The organism is Rhodococcus maanshanensis NBRC 100610 (assembly GCF_001894865.1).
GTDB classification, from domain to species: Bacteria; Actinomycetota; Actinomycetes; order Mycobacteriales; family Mycobacteriaceae; genus Rhodococcus_G; species Rhodococcus_G maanshanensis.
Genome location: NZ_BCXA01000046.1, coordinates 39,951 through 58,665, shown reverse-complemented (window position 1 = coordinate 58,665; position 18,715 = coordinate 39,951). Strand labels below are relative to the sequence as shown.

The 18,715-nt window shown below is 71.8% G+C and carries 14 protein-coding genes and 1 pseudogene; 6 read left to right on the top strand and 9 right to left on the bottom strand.

Going from position 1 to position 18,715, the window contains the following annotated elements:
- On the bottom strand, positions 1-620 hold a 620-nt coding region (locus RM1_RS20870; RefSeq protein ID WP_501193746.1), incomplete at its 3' end, for an MmpA family trehalose lipid delivery protein.
- Positions 621-653: 33 nt separating this feature from the next.
- On the opposite strand from RM1_RS20870, the gene RM1_RS20865 reads away from it, so the two are divergent.
- A complete protein-coding gene (locus RM1_RS20865) occupies positions 654-1,868 on the top strand; it encodes a polysaccharide biosynthesis protein (RefSeq protein ID WP_072753606.1) in 1,215 nt (404 codons plus the stop codon).
- Between the two features lie 160 nt (positions 1,869-2,028).
- On the opposite strand, the gene RM1_RS20860 is transcribed toward RM1_RS20865, so the two are convergent.
- Positions 2,029-2,784, bottom strand: coding sequence for a Mut7-C RNAse domain-containing protein (locus RM1_RS20860; RefSeq protein ID WP_072753605.1), 756 nt, complete (start codon positions 2,782-2,784; stop codon positions 2,029-2,031).
- 93 nt (positions 2,785-2,877) lie between these two features.
- Positions 2,878-4,053, bottom strand: coding sequence for a cell envelope lipid trafficking protein PgfA (gene pgfA / locus RM1_RS20855; protein ID WP_072753604.1), 1,176 nt, complete (start codon positions 4,051-4,053; stop codon positions 2,878-2,880).
- 200 nt (positions 4,054-4,253) lie between these two features.
- Here pgfA and RM1_RS20850 point away from each other — a divergent pair.
- Positions 4,254-5,303 (top strand): annotated as a pseudogene (locus RM1_RS20850) (acyltransferase family protein); the annotation flags it as partial.
- A 23-nt stretch (positions 5,304-5,326) separates the two neighbouring features.
- On the opposite strand, the gene RM1_RS20845 reads toward RM1_RS20850, so the two are convergent.
- The 4 genes from RM1_RS20845 to RM1_RS20830 form a co-directional block, all read right to left on the bottom strand.
- Positions 5,327-9,757, bottom strand: a complete 4,431-nt coding sequence (locus RM1_RS20845) for an alpha-(1->3)-arabinofuranosyltransferase domain-containing protein (protein WP_072753602.1) — start codon at positions 9,755-9,757, stop codon at positions 5,327-5,329.
- A 37-nt stretch (positions 9,758-9,794) separates the two neighbouring features.
- Entirely contained in the window at positions 9,795-9,965 is a 171-nt protein-coding gene (locus tag RM1_RS20840; RefSeq protein ID WP_072753601.1) for a DUF2613 domain-containing protein, read from the bottom strand.
- 86 nt (positions 9,966-10,051) lie between these two features.
- Positions 10,052-11,158: an isochorismate synthase gene (locus tag RM1_RS20835; protein WP_072753600.1), complete on the bottom strand. Its 1,107-nt coding sequence runs from the start codon at positions 11,156-11,158 to the stop codon at positions 10,052-10,054.
- Between the two features lie 68 nt (positions 11,159-11,226).
- Entirely contained in the window at positions 11,227-11,694 is a 468-nt protein-coding gene (locus RM1_RS20830; RefSeq protein WP_027502804.1) for a universal stress protein, read from the bottom strand.
- Positions 11,695-11,833: 139 nt separating this feature from the next.
- On the opposite strand from RM1_RS20830, the gene RM1_RS20825 reads away from it, so the two are divergent.
- Together RM1_RS20825 and RM1_RS20820 are read left to right on the top strand one after the other, a co-directional pair.
- Positions 11,834-12,964 (top strand): glycoside hydrolase family 3 N-terminal domain-containing protein, encoded by a 1,131-nt coding sequence (locus RM1_RS20825; protein ID WP_092667832.1) that lies wholly within the window; start codon positions 11,834-11,836, stop codon positions 12,962-12,964.
- Positions 12,965-13,089: 125 nt separating this feature from the next.
- A complete protein-coding gene (locus tag RM1_RS20820; protein WP_027502802.1) occupies positions 13,090-13,683 on the top strand; it encodes a TetR/AcrR family transcriptional regulator in 594 nt (197 codons plus the stop codon).
- A gap of 75 nt (positions 13,684-13,758) precedes the next feature.
- Here the strand turns inward: RM1_RS20820 and RM1_RS20815 are convergent, their stop codons facing one another.
- Both RM1_RS20815 and RM1_RS20810 read right to left on the bottom strand, forming a co-directional pair.
- Complete coding sequence (locus RM1_RS20815) at positions 13,759-14,655, bottom strand: MaoC/PaaZ C-terminal domain-containing protein (RefSeq protein WP_072753598.1); 897 nt, start codon at positions 14,653-14,655, stop codon at positions 13,759-13,761.
- A complete protein-coding gene (locus RM1_RS20810) occupies positions 14,655-16,001 on the bottom strand; it encodes a 3-oxoacyl-ACP reductase (RefSeq protein WP_072753597.1) in 1,347 nt (448 codons plus the stop codon). The genes RM1_RS20815 and RM1_RS20810 overlap by 1 nt, the downstream gene beginning before the upstream one ends.
- A 134-nt stretch (positions 16,002-16,135) precedes the next feature.
- Between RM1_RS20810 and RM1_RS20805 the strand changes: the two genes are divergently transcribed.
- Positions 16,136-17,473: an acetyl-CoA C-acetyltransferase gene (locus tag RM1_RS20805; RefSeq protein WP_072753612.1), complete on the top strand. Its 1,338-nt coding sequence runs from the start codon at positions 16,136-16,138 to the stop codon at positions 17,471-17,473.
- A gap of 105 nt (positions 17,474-17,578) precedes the next feature.
- Positions 17,579-18,574, top strand: a complete 996-nt coding sequence (locus RM1_RS20800; protein ID WP_072753596.1) for an aldo/keto reductase — start codon at positions 17,579-17,581, stop codon at positions 18,572-18,574.
- Positions 18,575-18,715: the final 141 nt, after the last annotated feature.

Here is an 18,715-nt window from a genome sequence, read left to right as displayed (position 1 = left end):
GCCAGCCGCGACCACCGCGCGCCCGCGCCGCCCGGCAGGGCCAGCAGCACCGCGGCCAGCACGGTGGCCAGCAGCGCGCCGGTCGGGGTGAGCCCGGCGGCGGCCAGCGTCAGCCCGAGCGGGCACCACGACCGAGGCGACAACGGGGCGGCCGACCGCCGCAGGCGCAGCGCGGCGAGCACCGTCCACGGCAAGGCCGCGTACCCGGTCAGCAGGCTCCAGTGCCCCTGCAAGAGCCGCTCGGCCACGTACGGGTTCCACAGCAGCACCGTCGAGGCCAGCAGCTGCGGACCGAGCCCGGCCGTCGGTAGCAGCGCGGCGACCATGCGGGCCGCACCCCACCCCGCGAGCCACAGCGCCGACAGCAGGATCGCCTTCACCACCAGGCCGCCGTCGATGACCGACGTCAGCGCGGCGATCGCGGCATCCTGCGGGACCGCGCGTGCGGCGGCGTCGGTCAGCCCGAGCGCCGAGTCGGTCAGATACGAGCGAGGGGTGCTCACCGCGTCGCGCAGCAACAGGTATCCCGGGCCGAGCAGCGGGCCGAGGACGATCGCCGCGAGCGCCAGCGAATACAGCGCGGGAACGGCCCGGGTGAGCCCCGCGGGCCGCGCGATCATGGTCCGAACGATAACGGGTGCGATCATGGGCGGATGACACCTCGCCCCGCCGCCACCTCCGCGGTGGCCGGGATGACGATGGTGACGGTCGGCTCGATGACCGCGAACCTGGCCTCGTACGTGCTGGCGCTGGTCGCCAGCCGCTGGCTGGGGCCCGCCGGCTACAGCGAGTTCGCGAGCCTGCTGGCCGCCCAGTTGGTCCTCGCGGTGCCCGCGCTGGCCCTGCAGACGGTGGTCGCCCGCGAGGTGGTTCTGGGCAACGGAGACGCCGCGCTGCGCGGTCTCGGCCGCCGGTGCGCGGTGATCGTCGCGGTGATCGCGGCGGCGCTCGTGGTCCCGGTGGCTGCGGTGCTGGACACCGGGGTCGGGGCGACGGCCGCCGCGCTGCTCACCGCGCCGCTGCTGGTGCTGCTCGCCACCGAACAGGGACTCCTGCAGGGACGCGGCCGGTTCGGTGAGCTGAGCGTGATCCTGGCCGCCACGGGTATCGCGAAGGTCGTGCCCGCGGTCGCGGTCCTTGCGGTCGGCGGCGGGGCGGGCGCGGCGCTGACGGTGGCGGCGATCGGGACGGGCTCGGTGGCCGCGGGCACCCGGGTGCTGGTCGGCCGCGGGGGCGTGGCCGCAGGGGTCGAGCGAGCGGTTCCGGTTGGGGTCGCCGCGGTGCTGCGCGCCTCGCAGGTCCAGTTGGCGCTGATCGCGCTGTCGTCGGCGGACCTGCTGCTGACCCGGGTGGTGCTCGACGAGTCGCAGGCCGGGCAGTACGCGCTCGGCGCGGTGGCGACGAAGGCGGCATTCTGGCTGCCCGCCGCGGTCGGCGTGGTGCTGTACCCGCGGATGGCCAGCCCGACGCACTCGGCGCGCGCGGTGCGCTCGGCGCTCGGCGTGCTGGTGGGGCTCGGCGCCGTCACGGTCGCGGGCGTCGCGCTCGTCGCGCCGCTGGCGCCGCTGCTGGTCGGGCAGGACTACGCGCCGGTGCAGGGCCTGCTGTGGTTGTTCGCGCTCGACGGGGCGTGCCTGGCGGTGCTGCAGGGGGCACTGCTGTCGGCGATCGCCCGCGAGCGCACCCGGCTGGCGCTGGCCGCGTGGGTGGCGCTGGCGATCGGGGTCGCCCTGATCCTGGCTTTCGCCTCGACGATCCGGCAGTTGATCACGATCGCGGTGGTCACGGCCGCGCTCGCGGCGGCGGTGGTGAGCGTCGCGGCCCTGCGCGGCGCCGAGGGCGTCGCTGAGCGCGTCACGGAGAGCTAGGGCACGTCTCCCAAATCCACATTCGGCGCACCTGGCGCCCGATCGCCGCCCTGCTGCGTTGTCGTCGTCGCCGATACAAACCCGGTATCGGCTCCTCCTCCGCCTTGCCGGACGACGATCGTTTCACCAGGTGCATCCGGAGGGATTTGAGAGACGCGCGCTAGAGCCGCACCCCGACCGCGGCCAGGCGCCGACGCAGGCGCACCAGGTGGCTGCCCGGCCAGTACAGCTGGCCGCAGGAACGGCAGCGGCTGAACTCGTGCTGATCGCGGGCCACGCTGTCCGGCACCAGCCCCGCCGCGACCCGCCTCGGCACCGGGCCGACGGGTCCGTTGCAGCGGGCGCACCGGGTCAGCGGTGCGATCCGCGAATCGAGCTGGAACCGGTCCAGCACCTCGCGGAGCTGCCGACGCGGATCGGTCTCGTGCAGGAAGGCGCCGCGTCGCAGTGCCGCCCGTTTGAGCAGACCGATGTCGCGGGTCAGCACCGTCCGGTGCTCGCTGAGCGAGAGCGCGAGCAACTCGTCGTCCGCGAAGTCGTTGCGGTACAGGCAGTCGAAGCCGAGCAGGCGGAGATAGGAGGCGAGCCGGCCCAGGTGCACGTCGGCAGCGAACCGCGGCTCGCGCAGCGGCAGCGGCCGCAGCCGGGTGAGGCCGTCCAGGTCGAATCGCTCGAACACGGGGTAGACCGCCACCCGTTCGCCGCCGCACAGCCGGTGCCCGAAACCGACGGAGCCGCCGTCGACCAGGATCAGGTCGACCTCGGTGTGCGGCACCCCGAGCGACTCGATCCGGTCCTTCACCGTCGGGGTGCCGTCGAAGTCGTGCGGGAAGTCGCGCTTGCGCAGCGCGGGCGGCAGGAAGTCGTTCAGCTCCTCGTAGAAGCGGAACTCGCAGCGGTGACGGGTCTGGCTCATGGGCGCGCTCTCGACTACGCCCAACCTACGCCCGGCAACGCGAAGGGCCCGCACTCGAGATGAGTGCGGGCCCTTCGCGTTGCTGTGCTTTGCCTACAGGCGGGTGGTCGGCGGTTCCTGGTCGCGGGTGTCGACGGCCGGGAACTCCTCCGTCTTGTCCGAGGTCCAGTCGTGACGCGGGAACTGCTCGGTCTCCGCGTTGCCGGAGTCGTAGGGCTCGTTGGCGGAGCCGCTCGGGGCGGTGCCCGTGCCGTTCGCGGCTGCGGGGGTCTTCGGTCCGCTGCCTCCACGGACGCCGAGGAAGATGCCGGCGATCAGGGAGATCAGGCCGAGGATGCCGAGGATGATCGGAACCGTGCGGCCGAACATCGACAGCTTGTCCGCGCCGTCCTTGGCCTGGCCGATCTGGTACTCGATGGTGTCCTCGTTGAACGGCAGCGTGGCCTTGAGGACGGTCACCTCGGGCTTGTCGGCCGTGCGGGCGTAGTACTGGTACAGCTTCTCCTGGCCCTTGACGACGACGCCGGTGATCGGGTCGACCCAGGTGTCGCGCTCGTTGGCGTACCAGCGGGTCATGGTGACCGGCGCGTCGCCGCCCTCGACGCCCCAGGTGGCGGCGGGCAGGGTCAGCTTGTTCGTCGGCGAGGCGACCACCTTGGACAGGTCGACGGGGCCGACCTTCTGGTTGTAGTGGTACACCTTCATGCCGTTGATCTCCGTCTCCTCGACGAAGTCGATGTCCTTGGTGGCACGGGCATTGATGTCGAAGTACGGGTACGCCTGCTGCTCGGCGTCGAACGGCCACTTGTACTGCAGGCCGGTGTGCTCGACCTCTTCGGCCGGCTTGTCGGACTGGGTCTGGATCGACCCGATCGGGTCCTGGATCGGCATGGAGCTGACCCGGTCAACGGTGACGGTGTCGACGGTCGCGGTCAGCAGGCCGGTGTCGCCCTGCTTGTCGGTGCGACGCAGCGTCTGGCCGGCCTGGACGGTGATCTTCTCGGCGTCGGACGGGTCGACGACGGTGACGTAACGCTGGGCGACCAGCGGCACGTTGGTGTTGACGACGGCCTTGCCCGCGGTGAGCGACTTCGAGTCGAGGACCTCGCCGACGCCCTCGGCCACCGTGGTGACCTCGAGGTCGAGCGGCGTCTTCTTCAGCTTGTCGACCGTGTACGTCGGGATGAGGACAGCGGCAGCCAATAGGAAAGCGCCGAGCCCCACCAGGATGCAGGCAAGTGTCCTGCTCGGCCCTGAGCGTCCCGCCATGCTGAATCTCCTTCGTCAATCATTGTCAGCCCGAGTGCTGCCGTGGGCGGCACCGATCGCAGAGCGTCCGGCTTGCGACACTCAGTGAGCCAGACAGTAACAGTGTCCAGTGTCCGATTGCGCTGGCACGCCGTATTTCCGTGTCTCGGCATCCGGGTGTCCTCGTCCGACACGCCGGGCTGGGGCACACTGGTCCGCAAATGAGTACCGAGGCTTCCCACCCGCAGCAGGTCGTGTCCGCATCGCGCGGGTTCATCCCCGCGTTGGAGGGCATGCGGGGATTCGCCGCGCTCGGCGTGCTGGTCACCCACGTCGCCTTTCAGACCGGGGCGACCGGCGATCCCGTGCTCGGCCGCATCTGGGGTCGCTTCGACATGGCGGTGGCGTTGTTCTTCGCGCTGTCCGGGTTCCTGCTGTGGCGCCCGCACGCTTCGGTGGCCCGCGGGCTGGGCACGGCGCCCGCGACCGGGCGCTATCTGCTGCACCGCGCCGCCCGCATCCTGCCCGCGTACTGGGTGGCGGTCGTGCTGATCCTGCTGTTCCTGCCGGAGGCAGGCGGCGGGCTGCAGGTGTGGCTGGCGAACCTGGGTCTGGTCCAGGTGTTCGTGCCGCTCACCCTGACCGGCGGCCTGACCCAGATGTGGAGCCTGTCGGTGGAGGTGGCCTTCTATGTGTTGCTCCCGCTGATCGCGCTCGCCTTCGTCCGACTGCGCGGGGCGAGTGCCCGGCTGCGGATCCCGGTGCTCCTCGCCGCGGCCGTGGCGAGTCTCGGCTGGGTCTTCGTGCCGGTGCCGACGCCGGACGCCATCCACTCCGACAACTGGTTGCCCGGGTACCTGCCGTGGTTCGCGGCCGGCATGGTGTTGGCCGAACTCGCCCTGCTGGTCGACAGCCCGGCGCACCGGCTGGCGCGCAGGCGCGGGTGGATGGCGGTGATCGCGGTGGCCGCGTTCGCGCTCTCGTGCACGGATCTCGCTGGGCCGGAAGGGCTCACGCGCGCGGAACCGTGGCAGTACTCGGTGAAGATCGCGCTCGGCGCGGTGCTCGCGTTCGCGTTGCTGGCGCCGCTGGTGCTCGGCGACACCGCGCGGCACCGGATCCTGGCGAGCCCGCTCGCGCTCGCGGTCGGGCGCTGGTCCTATGGGCTCTTCATCTGGCACCTCGCGGTGCTCTCGATCATCTTCCCTGTGTTCGGCATCGTGCCCTTCAGCGGGAGTTTCGTCTTTGTGCTCGTGGTGACGATCTGCCTCAGCCTGGCCGTCGCCTCCGCGAGCTACGCGCTGGTCGAGGAGCCGGTCCGCCTCGCGGTGAAGAACTGGGAGAGTCGCCGCAATGCGCGGGAGGCGCGGGGCGAGGCGGCCAGCGGCAACGCGGCCAGCCCCACCGCGACCACCGCGACCAGCGCCGGGAGCTGAACGAGCACCGAGTGGCCGACGTAGCCGTCGATCGCCCGCCACGGCCCGGTGGAGAGCAGGGCGGCGCTGAGCATGGCGCCCAGCCCGGCCGTTCCGACCAGGATGCGAGCGGCACTCGCGGGCCCGCGCCGGACGCGCAGGGCCAGTGCCAGCCCGGTCACCAGCGCCGCGACGATCGTGCCAGGCAGCCCGGCGATCACCGTGGCGAGCGCGAGCAGCCCGAGGTAGCCGACGGTGACGGCGTGCCAGGTTCGCGGCGCCGGGCCGGGGACCACGCGTCGGCGGGCGGGGAGCACCGCCAGCAGCAGCAGCGGTATCAGCAGCAGCAGGCCGCCGAAGATGCCCAGCCGGTACCAGCGGTCGGTCGGGAACTCCAGGACGACGGTGCCGTCGGTGCCCGCGGGCACGATCCAGCCCTGCTGCCAGCCGTTGACGACGACAGGCGACAGTTCGGCGCCGTCCGGTGCGGTGGCGATCCAGCCGATGTTGTGGGACTCCGGCACCACCAGCAGTCGGTCGCCGTCGGGGGCGGTCACGTGCAGGGACCGCTCGTTGGGGGTCCATCCGTCGGTGGGCACGCGGACGGCGTCCTGCGTCCCCGGCGCGGCGGGGGTTCCGGCCGCGGGGGCGGCGACGAGCTGCAGTCCGTCGACGAAGAAGGCGGCGCCGGGCGCGACGGTGACGTCCTGACGTCCGGCGGGCAGCGAGATCGCGGCGGCCGCGGGGGCATCGGGATCGACTGTGGTGCTCTCGGTTTCGTCGGTGTCGCCGGTGTCGTCCGCGCACACGGTCGCGGGCACGGGGGCACCGGACCGTAGCTGCCCAACGGTCGCGGTGACGGAGGCGCGCAGCGTCCGTCCGGCGAGCGAGAGCGTCGGCCCGTCCGCGCAGCCGACGGTGACGGTCCGGTCGGTGGGCTGCTCCTCCACCCCGGTCCCGGCGACCACCAGGTCGGTTCCGTCCTCGCTGGTGGTGAGGACGCCGATCTCCGCGAGCCCGGCCGGCTGCACCTTCGCGAAGCCGAGGGCGGTCTGGTCGAGAACGTCCTCCCAGTCGACCAGGCTGAGCACGATGCGGTCGGTGACGGCCGGCTCGAGGCGGATCGGTTCGTCGTCGCTCAGCTTCCGGACCTGGGGACCGGTGCCGAGGTCGACGGCGACGGTGGTCGGCGCGGCGGGGAGGGCGCCGAGGCTCGGGGTCAGGTCCAGTCCCGTGACCAGTGTCGGCTCCGGAAGGCGCACCGTCAGAGTCGGTTTCGCGTCCTTGCCGCTGGTGGTGTCCTCGGATGCGGTCCACGCGGTACGCAGGTCGCCGTCGGTGGCGGCGAAGGCCGAGCCGCGCAGGTCGCCGACCGCGGCCTGCCCGGCGGCCTGCGCACGGCCGGGCTCGGCGAGCAGCGCGTCGAGCGCCGGGCCCTGCCGGGAGCGGACGAACAGCTGTGGCGTCACCGCGGTGGCGGCCGGCACGGACAGGGTGCGCTGGAAGGTGCCCGGCTCCTCCGGGGCGAGGCCGAGTCCCCGGCTGCACCGCACCCGGTCCGGGGCGTCGACGCACCCGGTCCGGCCGGGCAGTTCCTGGCCGAGGTCCCAACCCTCGACGGCGGCGCCGGTGGGGGTCGGCGGCAGCACGGTTCGGAACGCGATCGGCACCGCCACCGGGGCGTCGCGATCGGAGTAGTCCTCGACGGAGATCTCGCTGACCCCGAACTGGGTGCCAACCGAGCCGTCCTCGGTCTTGGTCGCGGTGACCTTGAGCCAGTCCGTCTTGCCGGGGGGAAGTGACACCGTGATCACCTCGCCCGGCTTGCCGACACGGACGGCGGTGCTGCCGTTGGGGGTGGTCACCTCGAGCTGCTTCACCGGCACGCCGAGCGCGCCCGGGCTGGTGCGCAGCTTCAGCAGCCCGCTGGTCACCGGCGCGTCGAAGTCGAGTCGGATCCACTGTCCGAGAGCGCTTTCCAGGCCGTTGCTGAACCAGCCGGTCGCCGGGTCGCCGTCCACGGTGGCCGCAGGTCCGTTGCCGGGCGCGGTGCCACCGAGCTGGGTGGCGTCGGCGGCCGAGCTGGAGACCGTGATCCGCGCGCCGTCCCATTCGCCCGTGACCAGCGGGGCTCCCGGCACCGGGTAGTCCGGCACCAGGTTGTGGGTGCGCCGCGGGTCGTCGGGGGTGCGCAGCGCCGAGCTGTGGTTGTCGACCTGGCCGTAGTCGGTCTCGCGATCGGTCGGGGTGTCCGTCACGACCACCGAGTCCACCGGCAGTCCGGCTCGCTCGGCGTCGGCGGCCAGCAGCACGGGGCCGGGAGGCAGGTCGAGCCCGGTGTCGCCGAGGCCGCGCCGGGCGGCCAAGCGCTGCAACGATTCCGGTCCGCCCTGCACCCGCGGCGCCGCGTCCAGGTCCACGGTGAACGGCCCGGAGTCGACGGCGCCGGGTCGGTTCGGGCCGGTGACCCGGTAGATCTCGACGGCCGGGTACCGGGGCCTCAGGTCGCTGTCGGTGACCAGTCCCTCGGCCTCGCCCGCGCCGACGTCCTCACCGAACTGAGCGACCTTCTCCAGCCCGGGCGACCCGTCGATGGCCTGGTGGACCAGCGCAGGACGGGTCGAGCGGGACGTCTCCGGATCCAGGTCGTTGCGCACCACCACATAGCCGATGCCCTGTCCCAGCAGGGTTTCCGCCAGGCCGGCCGATGGGCTGCCGTCCGCGACGAGGCGCTGCACGGAGTCGAGGGCGCGGATGGCGCCGGGCGGCACCAGCGGCACCGCGTCGCGCACCGCCCACGGGGTGTCGGCCAGCGCCTGCATCGGCTCGTCCCTGGTCAGCCCCCACACCTGGCTGGCGAACGGCGCGCCGGGCACCAGCAGCGCGCGCTGCGCGTCGGACCCGTCGGGGGAGCTGCCCGCCGCGTGCTCGCCGAGCCAGTCCGCGGCCTCGTGCCAGTACCCCGGCACCTCCGGGTAGGCGCCGCGCGGGGCGAGCTTGCCGGTCCAGGCCAGCGAGGTCGCGAGGGTGAGCGCGACCAGGATCAGGCTGGTCAGCGCGACCATCGGCTCGCGTTCGGGGTGCGCGAGCGCGGTCCGCCAGCGGGCGCGGGGGACCGATCCGGGCAGCGACACCTTGCCGAGCAGGTGGGCGAGCCCGAGGACCAGCGGCAGCCGGACCAGCGGCTCGAGCTTGTGCACATTGCGCAGCGGGGCGCCGCCGGAATCGAGGAACAGCCGGACCTGCTCGGCGATGGGGGAGCCGAGGTCGCCGACGTAGCCCGCGGCCAGTCCGGCCAGCCCGACGAACAGGATCAGCGCCAGCCTGCCCTTGGCAGGCATCGAGCGCATCGCCAGGCCGGCCATGCCCGCGGCGGCGATCAGCCCGGTCGCCAGGACCGCTGCGGGCTGGGTGACCAGCACCGCGCCCGCGATCCGCTCGGGCGAGACGAACGGCGTCCAGCTGTCGGTGCCGCGCAGCACCTCGGCCAGGTTGGTCCACTGGGTGGTGACCCCGGACGACTCGATGTAGTCCAGGAACGGGGGGCTGACCTTGCCGAGCAGCAGCAGCGGCACCATCCACCAGGCCGTCGCGACCAGGCAGAGCGGGATCCACCACGCGGTGAAGATCCACCAGCGCCGGTTCGGGCGGTGCGAGGCCCACCACAGGGCGGCGACCAGGCACGCGGCCGCGGTGGCGACGGCGTTGACCGAGCCCATCAGCGCGACGGCGAGCGCCGACTGGGCGGCGAGCCGCGCCGGTGAGTACTTCTGGTCCCCCTGGGGGCCGGAAGTACTCACGAGCGACGAGGTCGCCAGGATCACCGGCAGCAGCACCCAGGGCGCCAGCATCATCGGCAGGGTCTCGGAGGAGATCGATCCGAGGGTGGTCAGGACCCGCGGCGAGAGCGCGAACGCGACGGCGGCGATGATCCGGGAGCTGCGGCTGCCGATGCCGAGCGCCTCGGCGACTCGGATGATGCCCCAGAACCCCGCGATGAGCAGCAGCGCCCACCAGATGCGCTGGGTGATCCACGGTGGGATGTGGGCCAGCTCGCCGAGGCTGAAGAAGGCGCCGTGCGGGAAGAAGTAGCCGTAGGCCTGGTTCTGCACCTGGCCAAGCGGTGCCTGGCTACTCCACTGGTGCGACGCGCGCTCGAGGAACCCGAGCGGGTTCTGGGTGAGGTCGAACTTGGTGTCGGCGACCAGCTGGCCGGGAGCCTGCAGGAACGCCAGAAGAAACGCTATGGCTGAGGCGCCGAACAGCCACCGACGGGTCAGTGGGGCGTTGTTCGGCGCCTCGGACGCCAAGACAGAAGGAGTGCGGGGACTCGCGCTTCCAGCGTTCTCAGCGGCTGCCGTACTCAACCTGGTTCAGCAGGGAGGAATCGGCGTTGCCGCTGCGGTCGATGTCCGGACGAGTGTTGTCCGACGCGGCCGCGGTAATCCCGAAGACGGCACCCAGACCGAGCACCGCACCGATCACTGCGCTTGCCACACCGGGGACAAGGAACTTCATCTCGGATCTCCCATTTGCTACTGCTGACCGGAAACGTCTCGCGTCAAGGTATCACCTGGCACCCGGCGGTCGGGTTCGCTTACCGGTTACGCGCCGCGGCCCGCCGGCTCGGGGTCGACGCCGAGCGCGCCGAGCAGGGTACGGAGCTTCGCGGACGTCTCGGCCAGCTCGGAGTCGGGGTCGGAGGCCGCCACGATCCCTCCGCCCGCCCACGCCCGCGCGCGCAGGCCGTCCGCGTCGATCTCGGCGCACCGGATGGCCACCACCCACTCGCCGTCGCCGTCGTGGTCACACCAGCCGGCCGCGCCGCCGTAGAACCGGCGCGGCTCCTCGCACTCGCGGATCGCGACGATCGCGCCCTCGGTGGGGGTGCCGCCGACGGCGGGCGTCGGGTGCAGCAGGCGGGCCAGCTCCAGCGCCGACGGGGCCGGATCGCGCAATACACCCGTGATCGGGGTGCCCAGGTGCCACACCGCGGGGGTGCTGATCAGCCGGGGGGACTGCGGCACGGTCAGTTCGGCGCAGACCGGGTCGAGGACGGAGCGGATCCACTCGGTCACGAAGGCGTGTTCGGACCGGTTCTTCGCCGACGCCAGCAGTCGCTGCCCCTCCGCGTGGTCCTGGTCGGGGTCTGCGTGACGTGGGGCGGTACCGGCCAGCGGGAAGCACTCAACGGCGCGGCCGGTGCGGCGCAGCAGCAGTTCGGGGCTGGCCCCCACCAGTGCGTGCCCGAGATAGCCGTCGCCCGCGGGCGACAGGTCGACGCCGAAGCCGTTGCCCGCGTGGTCCCGCGACACCAGCCGGGCCAGCAGCGACCACGGGTCGATGGGTGTGGGCGCCGAGAGCACCACCGAGCGCGCCGCGACCACCTTCTGCAGATCGCCGCCGCGGAGCCGGTCGATCAGGCGGGCCACCCGGCGCAGGTGCTCCTCCGCCGCGGGCAGTTCCTCGGTCAGCCGCACGGTGGGCAGCGCGGGCAGCGATTCCGGCCGCCACGGGCCGCCGGTGAAGCGTGCGGTCTCCGGTGCGGTCAGCGCGGCGGGTCCGGCGGGGTCGAACGGCAGCGCGCCGACCACGAGCGGCACCCGGCGACGGGCGAGAGCCTCGGCGGCGGCGTCGATCTGGTGGAACCGTTCCCGGCTCCCGGAGGTGCGCAGGGTCCGGTCGGCGCGGGAGAGCAGGAAACCGTCCATCGGTTCACGACGATAGTCCCGCGCCGGCGCGACGGCCTGCCCGGCCGGTGGCTCGGTGCCCGCGCGACCTATCGGCCCGGCGGGACGATCAGCACGGGTCGGTGGCTGTGCCGCAGGACGTGGTCGGCGACCGAGGACTGCAGCAGGGACCGCAGCCCGGTGGTGCCGCGGGTGCCGGTGACGATGATGTCGGCGTTCAGGTCGTCGGCGGCCTCGACGATGGTGGTCCAGATGGTGGTGACGCACTCCACGGTCCTGCCCTCGGCGTTGAGGCCCGCGTCCCGCGCGAGGTCCAGTCCCTCGATGTTGATGGCCTTGGCGTCGGTCAGCGCGATGTCCTCGGACTCCGCGTCCGGGACCCATTCCGGCTGCATCACGCCCGACAGCCCGGACATCCGGGCGGCCTGGCGGACCATCGGTTCCCAGGCGGTCATCACCACGGCCCGCTCGGCGCTGAGAAAGCGGCCGGCGTATTCGATTGCGCGCTTGGCGTTGTCGGAGCCGTCGTAGGCGATGAGCATCAGATCTGCGGGCATCGAGACCTCCTCGTTTCGGGGGCGATCCACCTCTAACGCTACCCGTTGCAGGGTGTGGCGGACGGGGGATCTGTCCTACCCTCGAATGGTGAAGTCCACTCGAGTGTCCCGCGCCGCCGCCCTCGTCCTCGGTCTCGGGATGCTCGTGTCCTGCGGCAGCAACGCGACCGACACCGAGCCGTCGCCTTCCGCCTCGCCTTCCCCGTCGGCGGCGCCCGAGCACGACCTCGTCACCGGTGCAAGGGACCAGACGCTGCCTGCCCACTGCGGTGCGGACTTCCTCGCGTCGCTGACCGGGCGGCAGAAGCTGGCGCAGTTGCTGAACGTGGGTGTGACAGGCACCGCCGACGCGGTGGACGTGGTGCGGAAGGAGCAGATCGGCGGCATCTTCATCGGCAGCTGGACCGACGAGTCGATGCTGGCGCTCAAGCAGGTCCCGCAGGTCGAGGCGGTGGCGAAGGTGCCGCTGATGGTCAGCATCGACGAGGAGGGCGGCCGGGTGTCGCGGGTCGCGGACCTGCTCGGCGAGGACCCGCCGCCGCGCACCGTTGCCGAGACGATGACGCCCGAGCAGACCTACGAGATGGCGCTGGAACGAGGGCGGGGCCTGCGGGGTCTCGGTATCACCGTCGACTACGCGCCCGTCGTGGACGTCAGCAGCCAGCCCGCGAACTCGGTGATCGGGGACCGGTCGTTCAGCGACGACCCGGAGGTCGTCACCGAGTACGCAGGGGAGTACGCCCGCGGCCTGCGCGACGCTGGCCTGCTGCCGGTGATCAAGCATTTCCCGGGACACGGTGCGGCATCGGGTGATTCGCACACCGGAGCCGTCACCACGCCGCCGCTGGACCAGCTGCAGACCCGCGACCTGGTGCCGTTCCGTGAGCTGGTGGACACCGGCGTCGGGGTGATGGTCGGGCATCTGGAGGTGCCGGGGCTGACCGCACCAGGCGTGCCCGCGAGCATCAGCCCCGCCGCGATGAACCTGCTGCGGACGGGGACCGGGTACGGCGCGCCCCCCTTCGACGGACCGATCTTCACCGACGACCTCAGCGGCATGCGGGCGATCACCGACAAGCTCGACACCCCGCAGGCGGTGGCGGCGGCCCTGACCGCGGGTGCCGACGTCGCGCTGTGGCTGACCACCGACGAGGTGCCCGAGGTCCTCGACCACCTCGAGGAGCTGGTGGCCTCGGGCAAGCTCAGCCAGCAGCAGGTGGACGATTCCGTGTTGCGGGTGGCCCGGGCCAAGGGCGTCGTCACCTGCTAGCGACGGCTTTTCCCGGCTCGCAACCGGCCGCGTGCAGGCGCAACGGGTGGATCCGGCAGAATGTAGGACGTCAATCGATCTACTTACTCTAGAGTAAGATAAAGGGTCTTACCTCTGGAGGACACATGGCTGGCGGGACCAAACGGCTGCCTCGGGCGGTTCGCGAGCAGCAGATGCTCGACGCCGCGGTCGAGGTGTTTTCCGTCAACGGGTTTCACGACACGTCGATGGACGCCATCGCCGCTGCCGCGCAGATCTCCAAGCCGATGCTCTACCTGTACTACGGCTCCAAGGAGGAGCTGTTCGCGGCGTGCATCCACCGCGAGGGCCTGCGCTTCGTCGAGGCGATCACACCCGCGGGGGACCCGAGCCTGTCCCCGCGCGAGCAGCTTCGGGCCGCCCTGGTCGGGTTCCTCGGGTTCGTCGATCAGAACCGCTCGTCCTGGATGGTGCTCTACCGGCAGGCGATCGGTCAGCAGGCGTTCGCGGGCCAGGTGCGCGGCTCGCGCGACCGGCTGATCGAGCTGACCGCCAAGCTCCTCGAATCGAGCACCAAGGATCCCGACGAGGGGACCGATTTCTCCATCATGGCCGTCGCGCTTGTCGGCGCGGGCGAGGCCGTCGCGGACCGGATCGCGGGCGGGGAGATCGCCGTGGACGCCGCGGCCGACCTGCTCGAGCGCCTGGCCTGGCGCGGCCTGGCAGGCAAGAAGAAGTAGAAACAGGCGCTGCGCGCCCGTGCGCGGTTGACGAGTCCCTGGACTCGTCAACCGCGCACGGGCGGCGGAGCCGCCTTACCGCAGGGTCGCGGTCAGGTGCGGGTAGCCCTTCTTCGGGTGGCGCAGCGCCAGGTCCCAGCCGGTGCCCGCGGAGCCGTCCGTTGCTGCAACCTGATCGGCGTAGACGTTGACCGTGGCGGGCAGCACGATCGGCTTGCCGAACTTGACGCTGTAGGTGGCCCGGTCCGGGATCCGGCCCTCGATCGCGCCGAGAACCGCTGCCGCGCTCCACATCCCGTGCGCGATGCTGCTCGGGAACCCGAACGCCTTGGCGCCGAGGGAGGAGACGTGGATCGGGTTCCGGTCCCCGGACACCGCGGCGTAGCGGCTGATGGTCGACTGATCGACCCGCAGCGTCCGCATCGGGCGCGGCGGCACCTCGTCCGCGTGCACCTGCTTCGGCTCCTTCGGCTCGCCGGTCGGGTGCATCTTCAGGAAGCTGCTGACCTGCCGCCACACCAGCTCGCGGCCGACGGACACCTCGCTGACGAGGTCCACCTGGGTGCCCTTCGGGTGCCTGCGGATGTTCTCCGCGTGCACCTTCAGGTCGAGCGGCTCGCTGACGGAGATCGGGCGCAGCTGCTCGATCACGTTGTCCGTGTGGACCGAACCGATCACCGGGAAGGGGAACTCGGCCGAGACCATCAGCTTCATCACGGTCGGGAAGACCAGGGTGAAGGGGTAGGTGATCGGCAGGGTGTCGCCGAACCGCAGCCCGCACACCCGCGCGTACGCGGCGAGGTTGTCCGGGTCCACCCGCAATCCCTCGAGGGCGAGGGTCTGCTTCGGCAGGCTGCGCCTTGTCCCCGACTTGCCGACGACGGGCAGCGCGCCGAGCGCAGCGCGGGCGTAGATCTCGAGTGTCCGTGGCTGCTCCGTGAGCTGCACGAGGCCTCCCTTCCGCGCGGACATCAGGCGCCGATCAGGGACTGGCCGCACACCCGGACGACCTGGCCGGTCACGGCGTTGGACGCGGGGCTGGCGAAGTACGAGACCAGCTCGGCGACGTCCACGGTCTGGCCGCCCTGCAGCAGCGAGCTCATCCGGCGGCCGCCCTCGCGGGTGACGAACGGGATGGCCGCGGTCATCGCGGTCTCGATGAAGCCGGGCGCGACGGCGTTGATGGTGATGTCCTTCTCTGCCAGCACCGGGGCGGTGGCCTGTACCAGGCCGATGACGCCTGCCTTGGAGGTGCCGTAGTTGGTCTGGCCGCGGTTGCCGGCGATGCCCGCGATGGACGACACGTCGACCACCCGGCCGCCGCTGCGGAGTGCACCCTTGGCGAGCAGGGTGTCGGTGATCCGCTGCGGGGCGAGCAGGTTCACGGCGATCACCATGTTCCAGCGGGCGTCGTCCATGTTCGCGAGCGTCTTGTCGCGGGTGATGCCCGCGTTGTGCACGATGATGTCGGCGCCGCCGTGGCGCTCGAGCAGGTGCTCGGCCAGCTTCTCGCCCGCATCGTCGGCGGTGACATCGAGGGCCAGCGCGGTGCCGCCGACCTTGTTCGCGGTCTCCGACAGCGCCTCGCCCGCGGCCGGGATGTCCGCGCAGATGACCTTCGCGCCGTCGCGGGAGAGCACCTCGGCGATGGTGGCGCCGATGCCGCGGGCGGCACCGGTCACCACGGCGACCTTGCCCTCGAGCGGACGGTCCCAGGAGGCCGGGGCCACGGAGTCGGCGGCGCCGACGCGGATGACCTGGCCGTCCACGAACGCGGACTTGGCGGAGAGCAGGAAGCGCAGGGTGGACTCGACGCCGGACAGCCCGGTCGAGGCGTTCGGCGAGACGTAGACCAGCTGCGCCGTCGCGCCGCGCTTGACCTCCTTGCCGACGCTGCGGGTGAAGCCCTCGAGCGCGCGCTGGGCGATCTGCTCGTCGACGCTCGAGGCCTCCTCGGGCGTGGTACCGAGGACCACGACCCGGGCGCTGGGTGCGAGGTTGCGGATCACCGGCTGGAAGAACTCGAAGAGCTGGAACAGCTCGCTGACCTGACCGATGCCGGTGGCATCGAAGACGAGCGCGCCGAGGCGGTCGTCGTGGGGTGCGGCGGCGGGGTAATCGGAGAGCAGGTTCCGCAGCGGCTCGACCAGGCGGCCCTTGCCGCCGATCAGCACCGGGCCTGCCAGGGCGGGCTCGCCCGCCTTGTAGCGACGCAGGTTCTCCGGCTGCGGCAGGCCGGCCTGCTTGGCGATGAATGCGCCCGGCGCGGAGTTGAGGAACTGGGAGTAGAGGTCGGGAGCGCCCTTGCTGGCTGCCACGGTCCACCTTCTTTGTCGCAATCGGGCACCCGGATTTCGGGTGCGGTGTCGACATCTAACTTACTGCGGAGTAAGTTCAATGTCGAGGCCCGGACCCTTCAGCCGAGGCGGATCCCACTTACATGGAGACCGACGTGACCCCCAGAGCCCGAACCAGCAAGAAGCCGGCCGCCGCAGCCCCGAGCGCGGGTGGCAAGCAGCTTCGCCCCGTCGCCATCGTCGGCGGCAACCGCATCCCCTTCGCGCGCTCCGACAAGGCGTACGCGCAGGCATCGAACCAGGACATGTTCACCTCGACGCTGGACGGCCTTGTGAGCCGCTTCAACCTGCAGGGGGAGCAGCTCGGCATGGTGGTCGGCGGCGCGGTGCTCAAGCACAGCCGCGACTTCAACCTGATGCGCGAGAGCGTCCTCGGCAGCGCGCTGAGCCCGTACACCCCTGCCTACGACCTGCAGCAGGCCTGCGGCACCGGCCTGCAGTCGATCATCGCGGTCGGCGATGCGATCGCCTCGGGCCGGATCGAGGCCGGGATCGGCGGCGGCGTCGACACCACTTCCGACGCCCCGATCGGCGTCAACGACGCGCTGCGCGAGTTCCTGCTCTCGATCAACCGGGCCAAGACCACCGGCGACCGGATCAAGCTGCTCGGCAACGTGCGTCCCTCCATGCTGGGCCTGGAGATCCCGCGCAACGGCGAGCCCCGCACCGGGATGTCGATGGGCGATCACGCGGCGATCACCGCCAAGGAGTTCGGCATCCGCCGCGAGGACCAGGACGAGCTCGCCGCGGCCAGCCACAAGAACATGGCGGCGGCCTACGACCGCGGGTTCTTCGACGACCTGGTCACGCCGTTCCTCGGGCTGACCCGCGACGACAACCTGCGGCCCGGCTCGACGGTGGAGAAGCTCGCCACCCTCAAGCCGGTGTTCGGCACCAAGCTCGGCGACGCCACGATGACCGCGGGCAACTCCACCCCGCTCACCGACGGTGCCTCGGCGGCGCTGCTGTCAACCGACGAGTGGGCGGCCGAGCGGAACCTGCCGGTGCTCGCGCACCTGGTCGACTCGGAGACCGCGGCGGTCGACTACGTGCACGGTGGCGACGGGCTGCTGATGGCGCCGACCTACGCGATCCCGCGCCTGCTGGCCCGCAACGGGCTCACGCTGCAGGACTTCGACTACTACGAGATCCACGAGGCGTTCGCCTCGGTGGTCCTGGCGACGCTGCAGGCCTTCGAGTCGGACGAGTACTGCAAGGAGCGGCTCGGCCTCGACGGCGCGCTCGGCTCCATCGACCGCAGCAAGCTCAACGTCAACGGCTCCTCGCTCGCGGCCGGGCACCCGTTCGCGGCGACCGGCGGCAGGATCGTGGCCTCGTTGGCAAAGATGCTCGCGGAGAAGGGATCCGGCCGTGGCCTGATCTCCATCTGTGCGGCGGGTGGCCAGGGCGTCACGGCGATCATCGAGCGGTAACCGAACGGGCGGGCCGCCGAGCCCGCTCTGCCTTCGACGCACGGTCTGGGATCACGCTGATCCCAGACCGTGCGTTTCGCTTCGTTCTGGGTGAGGATGCGAGTCATGACCGTTCGCGCCGTTGCACTCGCCGAAGGACTCGTCGTCAGCGCCCAGGGTTACGGGGCCATGTCGGTCGCGCCGGTCTACGGACCGGTCGACCCGGCCGAGGCCCTCACCACGCTGCACCACTCGATCGACATCGGCGTCACCTTCCTCGACACCGCCAACGTGTACGGGAACGGCGCGAGTGAGAAGGCCGTCGGGGAGGTGCTGCGCACCAGGCGCGGCGAGGTGCAGCTGGCCACCAAGTTCGGTCTCGTCGGCAACATCGCCGCCGGACAGCGGGGCATCGACGGGCGGCCAGAGAACGTCGCGGGCTATCTGGAGGCGTCGCTCGGCCGTCTCGGCGTCGACAGCGTCGACCTCTACTACCTGCACCGGGTCGATCCGAACGTCCCGATCGAGGAGACGGTCGGCGCGATGGCCGAGCTGGTCACCGCGGGCAAGGTGCGACACCTGGGCCTCTCCGAGGCCACCGGCGCCGAGCTGCGCCGAGCCCACGCGGTGCACCCGATCGCCGCGATCCAGAGCGAGTGGAGCGTGTGGAGCCGCGACGTCGAGCGCAGCGTCGTCCCCGTCGCCGCCGAACTCGGCGTCGGTTTCGTGCCGTACTCGCCCGTCGGTCGGGGTTTCCTGACCGGCACCTACGATCCGACCGCGATCGGCGAGTCCGACCTGCGCCGCCGGTTCCCGCGATTCGACGCCGAGGCGCTCGGCGGCAACGCGAAGGTGCTCGAGGTGATCGAAGCGGTCGCCCGCGAGTCCGATGCGACGGCAGCCCAGGTCGCGCTGGCCTGGCTGTACGCCAAGGGGCGTGAGTTCTCGTTGCCGGTGGTGCCGATCCCGGGGACACGTTTCGCCGGGCGGGTCACCGAGAACGCGGAGGCGGTGGCCCTCGAGCTGTCAGCCGACCGGATCGCCCGGCTCGACGAGCTGGCCGCCATCACCGTCGGGGCGCGGTCGGCCGATCCGACCTGGGTGTCCTCCGGCCGGGAGTAGGCCGCGCCCGGCCGACCGGCGTGTCGAGACGCGCCTGCGGTCGAGCTGCGGGGCCGGCGCCGGTCTCGGTAATGTCACGGAAGCGCGATTTTGGTGTCGATCCGTGTCGACAGCGGGCGGCGCGCGGCCCGTTCGCCGGTG

Bases quoted from the DNA above. Each gene is read 5' to 3' on its own strand.
- RM1_RS20865 (WP_072753606.1), top strand. From the start codon at position 654: ATGACACCTCGCCCCGCCGCCACCTCCGCGGTGGCCGGGATGACGATG.
- RM1_RS20860 (WP_072753605.1), bottom strand. From the start codon at position 2,784: ATGAGCCAGACCCGTCACCGCTGCGAGTTCCGCTTCTACGAGGAGCTG.
- pgfA (WP_072753604.1), bottom strand. From the start codon at position 4,053: ATGGCGGGACGCTCAGGGCCGAGCAGGACACTTGCCTGCATCCTGGTG.
- RM1_RS20840 (WP_072753601.1), bottom strand. From the start codon at position 9,965: ATGAAGTTCCTTGTCCCCGGTGTGGCAAGCGCAGTGATCGGTGCGGTG.
- RM1_RS20835 (WP_072753600.1), bottom strand. From the start codon at position 11,158: ATGGACGGTTTCCTGCTCTCCCGCGCCGACCGGACCCTGCGCACCTCC.
- RM1_RS20830 (WP_027502804.1), bottom strand. From the start codon at position 11,694: ATGCCCGCAGATCTGATGCTCATCGCCTACGACGGCTCCGACAACGCC.
- RM1_RS20825 (WP_092667832.1), top strand. From the start codon at position 11,834: ATGCTCGTGTCCTGCGGCAGCAACGCGACCGACACCGAGCCGTCGCCT.
- RM1_RS20820 (WP_027502802.1), top strand. From the start codon at position 13,090: ATGGCTGGCGGGACCAAACGGCTGCCTCGGGCGGTTCGCGAGCAGCAG.
- RM1_RS20815 (WP_072753598.1), bottom strand. From the start codon at position 14,655: ATGTCCGCGCGGAAGGGAGGCCTCGTGCAGCTCACGGAGCAGCCACGG.
- RM1_RS20800 (WP_072753596.1), top strand. From the start codon at position 17,579: ATGACCGTTCGCGCCGTTGCACTCGCCGAAGGACTCGTCGTCAGCGCC.